General features: G+C 71.4%; 12 protein-coding genes. 7 read left to right on the top strand and 5 right to left on the bottom strand.

All coding sequences use genetic code 11. The features are described from left to right. Window positions 1-66: 66 nt before the first annotated feature. Window positions 67-3,054: a hypothetical protein gene (locus F5972_RS05025; RefSeq protein WP_150931578.1), complete on the top strand. Its 2,988-nt coding sequence runs from the start codon at window positions 67-69 to the stop codon at window positions 3,052-3,054. A gap of 573 nt (window positions 3,055-3,627) precedes the next feature. Here F5972_RS05025 and F5972_RS36920 read toward each other — a convergent pair. Continuing rightward, window positions 3,628-3,765, bottom strand: a complete 138-nt coding sequence (locus F5972_RS36920; protein WP_191909955.1) for a hypothetical protein — start codon at window positions 3,763-3,765, stop codon at window positions 3,628-3,630. Next, on the bottom strand, window positions 3,762-4,127 hold the full coding sequence (locus F5972_RS05020) for an IS66 family transposase (protein ID WP_191909954.1): 366 nt from the start codon (window positions 4,125-4,127) through the stop codon (window positions 3,762-3,764). The genes F5972_RS36920 and F5972_RS05020 overlap by 4 nt, the downstream gene beginning before the upstream one ends. 122 nt (window positions 4,128-4,249) lie before the next feature. Between F5972_RS05020 and F5972_RS05015 the strand changes: the two genes are divergently transcribed. The 3 genes from F5972_RS05015 to F5972_RS05005 all read left to right on the top strand — a co-directional run bounded on the left by F5972_RS05015 (window position 4,250) and on the right by F5972_RS05005 (window position 6,429). Then, window positions 4,250-4,693, top strand: a complete 444-nt coding sequence (locus F5972_RS05015; protein WP_150931574.1) for a GNAT family N-acetyltransferase — start codon at window positions 4,250-4,252, stop codon at window positions 4,691-4,693. A gap of 106 nt (window positions 4,694-4,799) precedes the next feature. Next, window positions 4,800-5,171 (top strand): YciI family protein, encoded by a 372-nt coding sequence (locus F5972_RS05010; protein WP_150931572.1) that lies wholly within the window; start codon window positions 4,800-4,802, stop codon window positions 5,169-5,171. Window positions 5,172-5,202: 31 nt separating this feature from the next. After that, window positions 5,203-6,429 (top strand): RNA polymerase sigma factor, encoded by a 1,227-nt coding sequence (locus F5972_RS05005; protein WP_150931570.1) that lies wholly within the window; start codon window positions 5,203-5,205, stop codon window positions 6,427-6,429. A 40-nt stretch (window positions 6,430-6,469) separates the two neighbouring features. Here F5972_RS05005 and F5972_RS05000 read toward each other — a convergent pair whose 3' ends face one another. Genes F5972_RS05000 through F5972_RS04985 form a run of 3 tightly spaced genes read right to left on the bottom strand, consistent with a single transcriptional unit; the run spans window position 6,470 to window position 10,840 of the window. After that, window positions 6,470-8,950, bottom strand: coding sequence for a hypothetical protein (locus F5972_RS05000; RefSeq protein ID WP_191909953.1), 2,481 nt, complete (start codon window positions 8,948-8,950; stop codon window positions 6,470-6,472). A gap of 37 nt (window positions 8,951-8,987) precedes the next feature. Further along, window positions 8,988-9,941, bottom strand: coding sequence for a carbohydrate kinase family protein (locus F5972_RS04990; protein WP_150931566.1), 954 nt, complete (start codon window positions 9,939-9,941; stop codon window positions 8,988-8,990). Next, the gene (locus F5972_RS04985; protein ID WP_150931564.1) at window positions 9,938-10,840 is read right to left on the bottom strand and encodes a pseudouridine-5'-phosphate glycosidase; all 903 of its coding nucleotides are present in this window, start codon (window positions 10,838-10,840) and stop codon (window positions 9,938-9,940) included. The genes F5972_RS04990 and F5972_RS04985 overlap by 4 nt, the downstream gene beginning before the upstream one ends. A gap of 120 nt (window positions 10,841-10,960) precedes the next feature. Here F5972_RS04985 and F5972_RS04980 point away from each other — a divergent pair, with 120 nt between their 5' ends. The 3 genes from F5972_RS04980 to F5972_RS04970 all read left to right on the top strand — a co-directional run bounded on the left by F5972_RS04980 (window position 10,961) and on the right by F5972_RS04970 (window position 14,754). Beyond that, window positions 10,961-12,517 carry a phytoene desaturase family protein gene (locus tag F5972_RS04980; RefSeq protein ID WP_150931562.1) on the top strand — a complete coding sequence of 519 codons (1,557 nt, stop codon included), beginning with the start codon at window positions 10,961-10,963 and terminating at the stop codon, window positions 12,515-12,517. Between the two features lie 105 nt (window positions 12,518-12,622). Continuing rightward, the gene (locus F5972_RS04975) at window positions 12,623-13,342 is read left to right on the top strand and encodes a response regulator transcription factor (protein ID WP_191909952.1); all 720 of its coding nucleotides are present in this window, start codon (window positions 12,623-12,625) and stop codon (window positions 13,340-13,342) included. Further along, the gene (locus tag F5972_RS04970) at window positions 13,339-14,754 is read left to right on the top strand and encodes a sensor histidine kinase (protein ID WP_150931560.1); all 1,416 of its coding nucleotides are present in this window, start codon (window positions 13,339-13,341) and stop codon (window positions 14,752-14,754) included. Before F5972_RS04975 ends, F5972_RS04970 begins: the two co-directional genes overlap by 4 nt. Window positions 14,755-14,902 lie beyond the last annotated feature (148 nt).

Below are 14,902 nucleotides of genomic sequence, written 5' to 3'. Positions count from 1 at the left end.
TGTTCGTCGTGTCCCCCGATAGGCGGAGCATTGTTACCTCCACATCGAAACCGTCTCCTGACACGGTTGGCGGCGCTGACGGTGGTCGGCGTTCTCGCATCGGTTCTCCAGTCGGCCACGCCGTCAAACGCCGAGGCACCGATGTCGGCTCCGACTCCGGCGGCCGTCTCGCCTACACCGGATCCGATCCTCGGGACAGAGTCACCCCGTCCGTATAGTCCCGTAGAACGGCCGGAGAGCGAACTGCATAAGAAGCTCGCAGCCCGCAAACCCGACTTCGGCGATGACGACAAGATCTCCAAGGCCTGGTCACGAGGAGAGATCGGCGTCGACGAGTACGTCCGGAACACGATCCTCAGAATCGCGGATCCGAGCCGGCTTCCGAAGAGATTCAAGTCGGATGCGAAAACGACCCATGAGGACAGGCTCACGCTGACATATGCGCTTTCGCTGGTGGACAAGACGTCGGCAGAGACGCAAGCCTGGGTGCGGAGCCTCGATGTCCGGCCAGGAGAGAGTCGCGGCTCATCCAAGTCGGCCTCCCCCTGGGTCGACTGCGCCACGCCCTACATCCAGTTCCTGAGCTGGTTCACCTGTAAACGGTCGTTCTCGATGAACCATGAGTTCGATATCTACTACAACATCGACGGGTTCTCCATGAACCCCGACTACAACATTCCGATCGACGGACTACCGAACACCGACGTATCCCCGGCGAACGGCGTGCCCGACGCGATCGACAAGATCGAGGCATCACTACGGGTGGCCTGGGCGCAGTACCAGTCGATGGGGTACAGACTGCCCGGGACCACGACCGAGATATACGTCGGTTTCGATGCCAACAACAATCCCGGCGTGACCTTCCCCTTCGGGGATATCTTGGGCGGCGACAGTAAGGTGGTCATCTTTCTACCGGTGGACCCCGCGGAGTTCGAGGACAACCAAGGCACTACCTTGCGCGACGAGGGTTGGTACACCTATCTTATCCGGCACGAGCTCTTCCACGCGGTGCAGTACCACTACCTCCCGAATCTCCATTTCTTCGGCAACCTCATCTCGATCAACTGGTGGATGGAGGCGACCGCGGAGTGGGCCGCTGATGTGGTGTACCAGCAAAACGACCCCAACGGGCCCGATTGGCACGCTTATGCCCGAACCCTGGATTCGTTCCTCGGAAATCCGGAAAGCGCGGTGAACTCGAGCGACGGCCTGGCCGGAAGCAGACAATATGGGGCATTCATACTCGCGCAATACCTGGCCGAGCGCACCGGTACGGTCGACTTCGTCAGAAAGACCTGGGAAGTGATGGACAGCAAGCTCCCGCTCGAAGCCATCGACCAGGTACTGGCCGGCTACGATCTCAATCTGAAGAACGAAATGTTCGGCTTCGCGGTAGCCAACTACCGGCTAAGCGGCAAAACCGCAAGCCTGTCCGCTTTCCTCGGAAGCGCGGACGGGTATGCGCATACGCACGCATCAACCCTCTGGCGCGACAATGCTAATCAAGACGGGTCCAACAACTCGTCTGACGGTCGACCCACGCGATCCGCGGCGAAAACCATGAGCTGGGGTGATTCGGCCAGCGGGAGCACTAGGATCTGGCCTGGCGGCGCCTCCTACATGGAGTTCACTCCTACCGGAACGGGGGATGGCAGACTGTCCGTCCGCGTCGACGCGTCCGACGACAGCACAGTCGACGATGACGAGATGGAGTTGAGCTATCTCCTCGTCGCGTGGAACAACCACTCCTCAATGACTCCATTGCGCTGGGCACGCGCCGACACCAGCGAAGACGAAAAGACGCACGATATCACCATCAAGATAAGCGCGGGGGAGACCGCGACCTTGATCGCCGTCCGTACCGACCTCAGGGCTGAATCGCTGAAAATTCCGAACGATATCGCCTACGGGCAGCCCGTGAACTGGACCGCCTCGATGGCGAGGGAGGCCAGTGCAGGGCCGGACTCTGCGTTGAACACCATGTGGGACGGGTACGCGAACAACGCCGGTTGTGCCGACTGGAGCGGCGGGGACGCCGCCCAAGCCGTGAAACTCTTATCGGGAAAGCGAGCGTGGTTCTTCTCGGACACTTTCCTCGGCAACCCGAGCAAAAGGTCGACCGGCAGCGAGACCAGCTACATCCGCAACTCCATCGTGATGCAGAACGGGTCCGCGCTACGCACCATCACGGGGGGAAGCACCTGCCGGGAGACGGACACCAGTACGGATTTCTGGTCGCGATACGCGAAGACCCCGGTGGGTGAGGGCGGCCAGTTCTGGACCGGAGACTCGATGGTCACCTACGGAAACGAAGTGATCAAATTCTACTACGAGGGGGTGGGAGACGAGAACACACGCGGCGCCTACGCGCGATTCCCGGGCAGCGATCTGGAGACGAAGACGACGCTCGCCGTCACTCCGACGAGACTGCAGGAATGCTCGGCCCGACCTCCGGCCCCCGTCATCTGGGGTTCCGTCCTGCTCAGCCACCAAGGATATACCTACATCTATGGCTGGGAGGCGAGCGGAGCCGCCGCGGAGAAATCCCTCTACCTCGCCCGCACCGACGGACCGGATTACGACCTCGTCGACCAGAGCAGGTGGCGGTACTTCGCCGGCGTGGGGAGCGACGGATCCGCTCAGTGGACGGCGTCCTGTGCCCAGGCGAAGCCGCTGCAGCCAAAGGCCGAAGTGGACTTCAGCGTAGTCCGGATCAACGGCCTGTTCTGGCTGGTGCGGCACACGCCCGCCTCCGCGGCCCCCGGGAAGATCGTCGCGATGCCGGCCAGGAGTCCGTGGGGATTCGGCTCCGAGCAGGTGGACCTGTACACACCGCCAGAGACGAAGACCAATCCTCAATACTCCAGTGTCTACGGAGCGAGGGTGCAGCCTGGCCTGCTCTCGGACACCACCAAGATAGTCCTCTCGTACACGGTCAGTACGAGCGCCGTGAATCTCAGCTGTTGGACGCGCGGCTACTCGTTCCCTGACAACCAGTACCCCCGCTTCGTCGACATTCCGGTGAGCCAGTTCGTCACCTCCAAGCTTCCTTAGCAGGAGCGCAGCCAGAAGTGCGCGCCTCGCGATCCAGCCGGGGCCCGGCAGGCTCCGGCCGGATCGCAGAGCGGGTAGGAGCTTCCGGGCAGACTGTGGGCGTCATTGCCCGGGTATGCTGAGATTGGGCGAATTGGAAGCGACCGAGTATGACTAAGCGCAATACGGTTGGAGCCATAGCGACCATGAAGGTCCACATGCTGTCTACCGGACTGGTCATCGCTGGCGCTCTGGTCTTGAGTGCGTGTCAACCGCGTGCTGAAGCGATGTTCTACATCATCAACACCACGCAGGAAACCGTCACGGTAAAATGGAGCTCAGGCACCAGGACTCTCTTGACCCTTGATCCCGGGGAAGGATATTCCTATGGCTTCGCGGACAGCAGATGCACCGATCCAGAGCCGGGAGCGATCCTGATCGCGACAAGCGAGACCGGAAAGACCTATACCTACGGCCCGCGAATGTGCAAGGGAACGTCCTGGCTGATAGGGAAAGGGCGCGGGTAAGCAATCAGAAGGTTCTGTGACGCTGGGTGATAGGTGCTGATCAGGCGTTGAGTGCGACGGGCGGCATTCAGAGGTTGCCGGTGAAGGCGCGGTGGATCGCGTTGAAGGCGCTCAGTCCGTGTTTGCGGGCGCTGTCGAGGTAGGAGCAAACGGTCAGCCAGTGCGCGGCGCCATCTTCGGATTGATGGCAGCCGGAGATCTTCACCCGCGGTGGAAGGATTCGAGGTAGATCCGCGCCCGCTCGGGCGGGATCTCGGTCAACCCGCTCTCACGGGCCTTGACGGGGTGTTTGTTCAGCTCGGCCAACGCCCAGCGGATCTGTGCCGGCCACCGCTGTACGGGGTGGTCTTCGGCCGCGGCGGTCAACTCTCTGGCCAGGTGGGCACCGCACAGTCGGTGCCGGGCGTGCGGGTAGCCGTTGTACAGCGGCAGCGAATCGTGCACCAGCACCCCGCGACACTGCGGCAGGTGGTCTTCGACCTCGTCCGGATCGTCCAGCCGCGCCCGCGCCGCGCTCGCCGTCGCCGGGGCGCTGGGACAGTCGGTGGGTGAGGTGACCGGCCTCATCCGGGGCCGGCTCGTCGCGCTCATCATCGCGGACGGCGAGCCTTCGCAGTCGCGTCGGCGTGAGAACCGTGGGAGACTTCCTGATTGGACGTATGTGCCCAGGTACTCCTAGAGTCCCTTTCATGACGTCTGGTGATCTCCAGCTCCGTAAAGCCGAGAAATCCGACGCGGACGAGATTTTCGCACTCGCCCGCGAGTTCGCGGTGACGTTCCGGCCCGAGCGCGCGCCGTTCGACGCGGCGCTGCCGCAACTGCTGGAGAACGAGGACGCCTTTCTCATCGTCGCCACCGTGGACGGGACCGTGCGCGGCTACCTGCTGGGCTTCACCCACATCACGCTCTTCGCCAACGGCAGGGTCGCCTGGGTGGAGGAGGCGATGATCGAGAGCGGTTACCGCCGCCACGGCATCGGGCGCAGGCTGCTGGAGGAGTTCGAGACGTGGGCGCGCTCGCGGCAGGCGGGGTACGTCGCGCTCGCGACCCGGCGGGCCGCCGAGTTCTACGGCGCCCTCGGCTACGAGATCTCGGCGACCTACTATCGGAAGATGCTCAGGCCGAAGGCCTGACGTCCGCCCCGCGAAATTTCTCCGGGACCGTGTCGATCCGTGCGCCGCTCGTTCGACGTACGGGTGCGAGGGCCGAGAGGCGGCCCCGCCGGACGAGGAGAACGCGATGGCGAAGTACATGCTGATCATGCGGGGCACCGACGAGTCGAACGCGGCCATGATGGCCGGCATCGACGAGGCGATGGCCGCGACCCGCCGGTTCATCGAGGAGATGGTCAAGGCAGGCGTGCTCCTCGCGGCCGAAGGGCTGGACGATCCGCGCCGGGGCGTCGTGGTCGACTTCGGCGGGGAGGCCCCGGTGGTCACGGACGGGCCGTACGGCGAGACCAAGGAACTGTTCGGGGGCTACTTCCTGGTCGACGTCGCCTCGAAGGAGGAGGCGGTCGAGTGGGCCACGCGGGTCCCGGCGGCCCGCGGGTCCAAGATCGAGGTCCGCCGGGTGGCCGGGAGCGACGAGGTCCCGCAGGCCGGCGAGTGATCAAGGGGCGCGAGAGCCGGGGCCGGGTCTGATGGGCACGGCCGACGTCGAGGCCGTCTGGCGGATCGAGTCGGCGCGGATCGTCGCGGCGCTGACCCGGTTCACCGGTGACTTCGGGCTGGCCGAGGACGTGGCCCAGGAGGCGGTGGCCGAGGCGCTGGTGTCGTGGCCGCTCGCCCCTCCGGCGAATCCGGCCGGCTGGCTGATGGCCACGGCCCGGCGGCGGGCGATCGACGCGATCCGCCGCCGGACCGCCCTCCAGGACCGGTACGCCCTGCTGGCGGCCGCCTCGGCGGCCGGTTCGGCCGTGGACGAGGAGATCGACCCCGACAGGATCGACGACGACGTCCTGGCGCTGATGTTCGTCAGCTGCCACCCGGTGCTCTCACCCGAGGCCCGGGTGGCGCTGACCCTGCGCGTGGTCGCGGGCCTGTCCACCGAGGAGATCGCCCGCGCGTTCCTCGTCTCCGTGCCGACCGTGCAGGCCCGCATCACCAGGGGCAAGAAGACGATCGCGGCGGCCGGGGTGCCGTTCGAGCTGCCGGCGGCCGGCGAACGCCGGGAGCGGCTGGGCGGTGTGCTCAGCGTGCTTTACGTGATCTTCACCGAGGGGTCGACGGCCACGTCGGGTGACCGGCTGCTGCGCCCCGACGTGGCGTACGAGGCGATCCGGCTGGCCCGCACGCTGGCCGCGCTGCTGCCGGACGAGCCGGAGGCGCACGGCCTGCTCGCGTTGTTCGAGCTGACGGCCGCGCGCTTCCCGGCCCGGACCGGCCCGGACGGTTCGCCGGTCCTGCTGGAGGACCAGGACCGGCGGCTGTGGGACGTCTCGGCGATCCGCCGTGGGCTGGCCGCGCTGGCCAGGGCGTCGGCTCGCGGCCTCGGCCCCTACGGCCTGCAGGCCGCGATCGCCGCCGTCCACGCGTCGGCGCCCTCGGTCGAGGAGACCGACTGGGACCGGATCGTGGTGCTCTACGAGGCGCTCGGCCGGGTCGCGCCCTCGCCGGTGGTCGAGCTCAACCGGGCCGTCGCCGTGGCCATGGCCTCGGGCCCGGAGCAGGCCCTGGCCATCGTGGACGAGCTGATCGCCGCGAACCGGCTCCCCGGTTCGCATCTGGTTCCGACCGTACGCGGTGAGCTGCTGGCCCGGCTCGGACGGCGGCCGGAGGCGCGCGCCGAGCTGGAGCTGGCGGCCCGGCTGTGCGCCAACCAGCGCGAACGCTCGGTGCTGCTGCGCAAGGCGGCCGCGCTGAGCTGACTTCTCCGCTGACCTCTCCGGCCCGCCCGGCCGGGGGTGGTCAGACGGCCGAGGTGAGCTGGGCGTCGAGCCGGTAGCCGTCCACGGTCACGTAGACCGAGTCGCCCGGCCGGGCGTTCAGCCGCATGAGCACCGGCTGGAGCGAGTCGAACACCGGCTGCCGGTCACGCCACACCAGGACGACGGCGTTGTTGCCCGGGCCGGTGACCGACAGCAGCGTCCCCGGACGCATGCCCAGCTGGGCGGCGTACCCCTCGGGGACGGCCACCGGCTCGCCGCGCAGGTGACCGCTGGTGACGTCGATGCGCTGCCAGCGGCGCGGGTCGGAGGCCGGGCCCGAGGTCGGACGCGGGTTCGGCACCAGGTGCGGCAGGGGCACGCCCCCGCCCCGGGTGCCGCTCGCCAGAGCGTTCAGCGCGGCCAGCGCCGTCGCGGCGTCGGGCCCGTTGCCGGCCTGGGAGGGGACCGGGATTCCGCCGCGGCCGTGGTGGTGGCCGTTCGCCCCCGGCGTGCGGCGCGGCAGCGGCGCGGGCTTGGCCGCCGGTCCGCCCGCCGGCCCGCGCCGGGTCGGCAGCGCGCCCGCTTCGGACGGCGCGGCCGCCTGCGGCAACGAGTCGAGCCACGCCTTCGCCGAGTGGGCGCGGATGCCGAGCTGGCCGAGCAGCTCCACGACATCGGCGTCGGCGGGCTTGTTCGCCAGGAGGTGGCGGGTCCTGTCGCGCAGCCCGGCCAGGTCGCCGAGCACGAGCCAGCCGTCCTGCAGGCGGCGGTCGGGCATCAGGGTGACCAGCACCCGCCACAGCGGGGTGCCGAGGGCCGGGACCTCGACCGGGTGGGACGGGTCGGCCGCGATGAGCTGCTCCTGGGTGGCCGCCGTGCCGAGCCACTCGGTCAGCCCGAACAGGTGCCCGGTGAGCGGCGCGGTGTCGGGGGAGCGCAGCCACAGCAGCACCCGCTCCTCGGCCGTGCGCTGCGCCTGGGAGAGCAGATCGCGGTCGACGCCGAGGGTGTGCGCGAGTGCGCGCAGGCTCACCGGCTCGGCGGCGAACAGCCGCTCGGCGGCCACGGCGCGGGCGAGCGGGTCCCAGTCGCGGAACAGCCCCTCGACGACCCCGACCATCGGGTGCGCGGACAGGTCGGCCGGCTGCCGCTCCGGCGCCGCCGGAGCCTCCGGCCGCGCCTCGCCGCGGGCCTCCGTACGGGACTGTGCCGTCGGCTGGGCCGGGGACTGTTGGGCCGGGGATTGGGGGAGCGCGGGGGCGGGCTGCCGGGCGAAGGGCTGGGTGGCCGGCCTGACCTGCTCACCGAGGGGCGCACCCGCCGGAGGCGGGCTCGCGGGCTGTACGGCCGCCTGCTCCGCCTGGCTGGGAGGCATCGCGCCCGGCCGCGCGAAGGGCTGTGAGGGGGCCCCGTTGACCTGCGAGGGCGGCTGGGAGCCGGGTCCCTGCGAACCGGGTCCCTGTGCGGTCGCGGGGAAGGGCTGCGAGGTCGCGCCCGGAGCGGCGGGGAAGGGCTGCGATGCGGGAGCGCCCGGGACGGCGGGGAAGGGCTGGGAGGGCGCTCCGTCGGCCTGCGGGGGCACCTGGGAGGCGGGAGCGGCGGGTCCCTGCTGACCGGCGGGCCCCTGTGGGGTGGGTCCCTGGGCGACGGCGGGGAAGGGCTGTGAGGCCGCTCCCGGGGTGGCCGGGAAACCCTGAGCGGTCGCGGCGGGCTGCTGGGGGAACGGCTGCGCCGTGGTTCCGCGTGCCGGGGCTCCCTGGGCCGGGGCCACCGGCGCCGGGGTTCCGTGCGGCGGGGTCCCCTGGGGGGCCTGCGGGAACGGTGCGGAGACGGGACCGGCGGCGGGCTGGGCCGTGGGGGCGCCCGGGCCCGCCTGCGTACCCGGAGCGGCCTGTGTACCCGAAGCACCCTGCGTACCAGAAGCGCCCGATGCGCCCGGCATGGCGAGAGCGCCCGGAGCACCCGATGCGGCCGGAGCGCCCGGCGTACGCGTGCCCGAGGCGCCCTGTGCGGCCGGAACCGCCGACGCCCCCGCGGTGGCCTGTGCGCCCGGGACCGCCTGGGCGGCCGGAGCGGAGGCCTGCTCGCCGGCCGGCCCCTCCAGGTGCCCGAACACCTCTCGGAAGATCGTGGTGAGGAGGGCCTCCGGAGAGGCCGAGGCGCTGGGCGTCCGCAGGTCGACGGGCGTCATGCGGCGGAGCCGGTACCACCCGCCCAGGTGGGTCACCACCGTACGGACCGGTTCGGGCCACCCGGCCATGGCCGGGTCCACGGTGTGGACCTGGAGCGCGGGGAGCAGGTCGGTGAGAGGCAGATGGTCCCAGCGGCCGACGGCCAGCCGGGCGAGCCGTTCGCAGAGCCAGTCAACTCCGGTCGCCCGCACCGCGTGGCCGATGGCGACGGATGCCCACCACCCGCCCGGCAGGCGCGGGTCGGCCAGCATCTCGGCCACCTGCTGAGGACGGCTCCAGCGCAGGGCCGGGACCAGGTCGCTCAGGCAGATCGTTGACTCGGCGTCCATCGGTATGACCGCACCCTCCCGAGAGTGACGCATGTTGCTAATGGTGCAGCTTACGCCGCAAACCAGCAATTGGTGTCAATAGGGTAAAGTTCCCAGACTTCGGACGGCCGCCCACCTGCGCGACCGCCATCGCCCCCGCCTCGCACCCCGTTCGCAGCGCCTCCTCGGGGGTGCCGCCCGCCAGCGTGGCGGCCAGGAACCCCGCCGCGAAGGCGTCTCCGGCACCCGTCGAGTCGATCACCGCCGCCGGGGGAGCGGGCGCCCTGGCGACTATACGGCCCCCACGGGCCAGCAGCGCGCCGTCGGCCCCGAGCTTGACGACCGCGGTGCCGTAGCGGGCGCTCAGGACCTGCCCGGCCGTGTCCGGATCGGACGCCCCCGAGAGCAGCAGCGCCTCCTCCCGGTTGGGGATCACGATGGACGCCGGCGCGGTCTCGCGGAGGAACCGTTCGGGGCCGAACTCCCGCAGCGGCCCGCAGGAGGCCGGGTCGACGCTGACCGGGACGCCCCGCCCGGCCGCCTCGCGCATGGCCAGCCGGGCCAGCTCCAGCCCCGGCCCGGCGAACATCGTGTACGCCGACAGGTGCAGGTGGCCGACCCCGTCGAGAAGGCCGGACGCCCAGTCGTCCACGCCGATGTGGCCGCTCGCGCCCCGGTTGGTGAGCATGGACCGCTCCCCGCTCGCGTCGACCATCGCGATGACGACGGCCGACGGACGCTCGGAGTCGATCCGCAGGTGCGGCCGTACGCCCGCCTTCGTCAGCTCGGCCGCGTGCCAGTCGCCGGTGTCGTACCCGGCCCGCGCCAGCAGGCGGGTGTCGGCGCCGAGGCGGGCGGCCCAGGAGGCGGTGTTCGCCCCCGAGCCGCCCGGACGCAGCGCGATGTCGGCGGGCGTGTCGGTGCCGGTGGCCGGGGGCCCGTCGTGCAGCGCGACGACGTCCGTGACCACGTCGCCGATCACCAGCAGGCCGGTCGCCGGCGGAGCGCTCACCCGGCCGCCCAGGCGGCGGCGATCCGCCCGGCGAGGGCGGTGTTCCCGCGTACGGCGGCGAGGTTGGCCTCCAGCGACGCCCCGTCCGTGCCCTCGACCAGGTACTCCAGCAGGAAGGGGGTGATGGCCTGCCCGGTGACGCCGCGCTCCTCGGCGGCGCGCAGGCCCTCGGCGAGCACCCGGTCGTGCAGGTCCGGGTCGAGCTGGAGGTCGGCGGGCACCGGGTTGGCCACGATGAGCGCGGTCTCCAGCCCGCCGAGGGCGTCCTGGGCCCGCATGATCCCGGCGGCCTCTTGGGGAGTCTCGACGCGCCAGTCGACCGGCTCGCCCGAGCTGTGCAGGTAGAAGCCGGGGAACTCGTCCGTACGGTAGCCGACCACGCTGACCTGCTTCGTCTCCAGCCGCTGCAGGGTCGCGGGCACGTCGAGGATCGACTTCACGCCGGCGCACACGACCGTGATCCTGGTCCGGCCCAGGGTGTCGATGTCGGCCGACTCGTCCTGCACCGTCGTCCAGCCGCGGTGCACGCCGCCGAGGCCTCCGGTGGCGAAGACCCGCACGCCCGCCCGGGCCGCGAGGAACGACGTGCCGGAGACGGTCGTGGCGCCGCTGAGGCCGAGCGCGGCGGCGGGGGCGAGGTCGCGGTAGCCGAGCTTGCGCAGGCCCGGCTCGGTCGCGATGCGGTCCAGCCCGTCCTTGTCGAGGCCCACCCGGGGGACGCCGTCGAGCACCGCGACCGTCGCGGGCACCGCGCCCGCCTCCCGGACGATCTCCTCCAGTTCGAGGGCGACCTGGAGGTTCCGGGGCTGGGGAAGCCCGTGGGAGATGATCGTGGACTCCAGGGCGACGACCGGCCGGCCGGCGGCCAGAGCCTCGGCGACCTCATCGGAAACGCGCATGGTGCTCCTGTTCGTGTTAGCGGAAAATTGTCCGGCTTCGTCATATTCTGCCCGGGTCCAGAGGGCAATCTTGCGATACCTTTCGGGCACCGCGCCTCGTACGACCCGGGAGAACGCTCCATGCCACGTTCGCACTACGACGTCGTCATCGCCGGTGCCGGGCACAACGGTCTCGTGGCCGCCGCCTACCTCGCCGGGGCCGGACGCCGGGTGCTGGTCCTGGAACGGCTCGGCCACGTGGGCGGTCTCGCCGTGTCGGCGCGGGCGTTCCCCGGCGTGGACGCGCGGCTGTCGCGCTACTCCTACCTGGTCAGCCTGCTGCCGTCGAAGATCGTCAAAGAGCTGGGGCTCCGGCTCGACCTGCGCCGCCGCCGCTTCTCCTCCTACACCCCGGCCGGCGGCACCGGCCTGCTCGTGGACAACGAGGACGCCGCCCGCACCGCCGCCTCCTTCGAGGCCGTCACCGGCGGACGGCGCGACCTCGAGGCCTGGGAACGGTTCTACGCGATGACCGCCCACGTCGCCCGGCGGGTCGCGCCCACGCTGCTCGACCCCCTGCCCGGCCGTACGGACCTGCGCGGGATCGTGGGCGACGACGAGGCGTGGCGCGACCTGTTCGAACGGCCCATCGGGCAGGTCGTGGACGAGCGGTTCGCCGACGACACGGTGCGCGGGGTGGTCCTCACCGACGCGCTGATCGGCACCTTCGCCGACCCCGCCGCCGACCTACTGGCCAACCGGTGCTTCCTCTACCACGTCATCGGCGACGGCACGGGCGACTGGAACGTCCCGGTGGGCGGCATGGGCGCGGTGACCGCCGAGCTCGCCGACGTCGCGCGGCGGCGCGGCGCCGAGATCCGTACGGGGGCCGAGGTGCTGGCCGTCGACCCCGCCACGGGAGAGGTCACGTTCCGGGAGGCGCCCGACGGTGCCGAGCACGTGGTGACCGGCGCGAAGGTGCTCGCGAACCTGCCGCCCGCCGTGCTCGCGCGGCTGCTCGGGGAGGCGCCCGAGACACCTGAGGGCGCCCAGCTGAAGATCAACATGGTGCTGTCGCGGCTGCCCCGGCTGCGCGACCCCGCCGTGACGCCGGCCGAGGCGTTCAGCGGCACGTTCCACATCAACGAGAGCCGCGACCAGCTCGCCGCGGCGTACGCGCAGGCGGCCGCGGGGCGGGTGCCGGACCTGCCGCCCGCGGAGGTCTACTGCCACTCGCTCACCGACCCCTCGATCCTCGGGCCGGAGCTGCGCGCGGCGGGGGCGCAGACGATGACGCTGTTCGGCCTGCACATGCCCGCCCGGTTGTTCACCGACCCGGCCGCCAAACGGGAGGCGCTGGACCGCACCCTCGCCTCGATCGACTCCGTGCTCGCCGAGCCCATCGGCGACTGCCTGCTGCGCGCCCCCTCCGGAGAGCCGTGCCTGGAGGTCAAGACGCCGCTCGACCTGGAACGGGACGCGGGCCTGCCCGGCGGGCACATCTTCCACCGCGACCTTTCCTGGCCGTACGGCGAGGAGGACGGTGAGGGGGACGGCCCAGGCGGTCACGGGCCGTGGGGCGTCGAGACGGCGCACGAGCGGGTGCTGCTGTGCGGCGCGGGCGCGCGGCGCGGCGGCGGCGTGAGCGGCATCCCGGGCCACAACGCCGCGATGGCCGTCCTGACCTCGGCGGGTTGACGCGCTCCGGCTTCGGCTTCGGGTTCGTGTCGCCGGGCGGGTGCGACTCAGCGGGATAAATCCGCCCTTAACCGGATTCTCATGACGCTCGGATAACGTGTGCCGGTGCGTGAGGAAGCCGCGAAGCTGCTGGTGGTGGACGACGAGCCCGCCCTGCGGGAGGCGCTGCGCAGCAGCCTGGAGTTCGAGGGATACGAGGTCGAGACGGCCGGTGACGGGCTGGCCGCGCTCGGGCTCCTCGATCACGCCGCGCGGGGCCGGGAGGCGTACGACGCGATGCTCCTCGACGTCATGATGCCGCGGCTCGACGGGCTGACCACCTGCCGGCGGCTGAGGTCGGCGGGCAACCGCGTCCCCGTCCTCATGCTGACCGCGCGTGACGCCGTCGGCGACCGCGTCTCCGGGCTGGACGCCGGGGCCGACGACTATCTCGTCAAGCCGTTCGAGCTCGACGAGCTGTTCGCCCGGGTGCGTGCCCTGCTCCGGCGCGGCGGGCAGTACGCCGCCCGGGGCGGCGACGGCGACGTGCTCGCCTTCGGCGACCTGCGCATGGACGCCGCGAGCTGGGAGGTCACCCGGGCGGGCCGGCGGCTGGAGCTGACCCGCACCGAACACCTGCTGCTGGAGCTGTTCCTGACCCATCCGCGCCAGGTGCTCACCCGGGAGCAGATCCTCAGCGCCGTGTGGGGCTTCGACTTCGAGCCGACGTCGAACTCACTCGACGTGTACGTCATGTATCTGCGCCGCAAGACGGAGGCGGGCGGGCTGCCCCGCCTCATCCATACGGTGCGCGGGGTGGGCTACGTGTTGCGGCCGTCGCCGTGAGGCGCCGCTCGCTCCGGTCGCGGCTCACGCTGCTCATCGCGGCGGCGGTCGCGCTGGCCGTCGCGGTGTCGGCGGCGGCCTGCTGGCTGCTCGCCCGCGCCGAGATGCGCGACCAGATCGCCCGCTCGCTGACCCGGCTGAGACCGGCGGCCGACCAGGTCGTGATCGCGCTGCGCGACTGCCGCGGCGACGAGACGCAGCGCCGCGGCCCCCGCCCCGACTGGGACCCCTCCGGGCGGAGCTGGCAGATCGTCGCCCCCGACGGCACGGTCTGCGTCTGGGCCGGCTCGGCCCACGTACGGCCGTCCGCGGCGGAACGCACGCTGACCTCCGGCTCGATCCTGCGTGACGCGGTCACCACCGACGGGACCTCCGTGCTCGTCCACACGACCCGCTACGTGCCCCCGCTGCCGGGGCCGCCGGGCCGGTTTCCCGAGCCCGCCCAGCCGCCCGCGCCGGTGACGATCAGCGTGTTCCGCTCCACCGCCGAGATGGACCAGACCCTGGGCATCCTCGCCGTGGTCTTCGGGTCGGTCAGCGTGCTCGGCGTGGCGGGCGCCGCCGTGGCCGGCCTCTGGCTCGCCCGTACGGCCCTGCGGCCCGTGGCGCGGCTGACCGGCGCGGTCGAGCACGTGGCGCGGACGGAGGACCTCACCGTCACGATCCCCGTCGAGGGGGAGGACGAGATCGCCCGCCTCGGCCGGTCGTTCAACACGATGACCGCGGCCCTGTCGAGCTCCCAGGAGCGGCAGCGCCGGCTCGTCGCCGACGCCGGGCACGAACTGCGCACCCCGCTCACGAGCCTGCGTACCAACATCGACCTGCTGCTGCGCAGCGAGGCCACGGGCCGCGCCATCGAGCCCGCGGCCAAGCGGCGGCTGCTGGCGAACGTCAAGGAGCAGTTCGAGGAGATGTCGAGCCTCGTCGGCGACCTGCTGGAGCTGTCCCGCGAGGCGGAGAGCGGCGAGTCGTCGGCCGAGATCGACTTCCACGAGGTGGTCGCGGCGGCGGTCGAGCGGGCCCGGCGGCGCGGCCCGGGGCTGCGCTTCGACGTCGGCCTCGACCCCTGGCAGGTCCACGGCGACGCCCGCGGCCTGCACCGCGCCGCGGTGAACGTGCTCGACAACGCGGTGAAGTTCAGCCCGCCCGGCGGCCTCGTCACCGTGCGGCTCGGCAAGGGCGTGCTGACCGTGCGCGACGAGGGGCCGGGCATTCCCGAAGACGAGCTGCCGCACGTCTTCGAGCGCTTCTGGCGCTCGCCGTCGGCGCGCGGCCTGCCCGGCTCCGGCCTCGGTCTCGCCATCGTGGCCCAGGCCGTACGGGACGCCGGGGGCCGGGTCTCCGTGGAGAACGCCCCCGGCGGCGGCACCCTCGCCACCCTCGAACTCCCCGGCACCGCGCCGAGCACCTGACGGTGGATGCTCCCCGACTCGCCGATCTCGGCGGCGACCAGCGCAGGGCGATCACGCGATGGCCGGGCCGGACGCTCGGCAGTGTGCGAGCGGGGGCACGCGAAGTCTGATCGCCTACTGGGACGACCGGCCTGGTGACGCGGTGATC

Source organism: Microbispora cellulosiformans (genome assembly GCF_008728085.1).
In the GTDB taxonomy this organism is placed as follows: Bacteria; Actinomycetota; Actinomycetes; order Streptosporangiales; family Streptosporangiaceae; genus Microbispora; species Microbispora amethystogenes.
This window is presented reverse-complemented; position numbering and strand designations above follow the sequence as displayed.

Bases quoted from the DNA above. Each gene is read 5' to 3' on its own strand.
- F5972_RS05020 (WP_191909954.1), bottom strand. From the start codon at position 4,127: ATGAGGCCGGTCACCTCACCCACCGACTGTCCCAGCGCCCCGGCGACG.
- F5972_RS05015 (WP_150931574.1), top strand. From the start codon at position 4,250: ATGACGTCTGGTGATCTCCAGCTCCGTAAAGCCGAGAAATCCGACGCG.
- F5972_RS05010 (WP_150931572.1), top strand. From the start codon at position 4,800: ATGGCGAAGTACATGCTGATCATGCGGGGCACCGACGAGTCGAACGCG.
- F5972_RS05005 (WP_150931570.1), top strand. From the start codon at position 5,203: ATGGGCACGGCCGACGTCGAGGCCGTCTGGCGGATCGAGTCGGCGCGG.
- F5972_RS05000 (WP_191909953.1), bottom strand. From the start codon at position 8,950: ATGGACGCCGAGTCAACGATCTGCCTGAGCGACCTGGTCCCGGCCCTG.
- F5972_RS04985 (WP_150931564.1), bottom strand. From the start codon at position 10,840: ATGCGCGTTTCCGATGAGGTCGCCGAGGCTCTGGCCGCCGGCCGGCCG.
- F5972_RS04980 (WP_150931562.1), top strand. From the start codon at position 10,961: ATGCCACGTTCGCACTACGACGTCGTCATCGCCGGTGCCGGGCACAAC.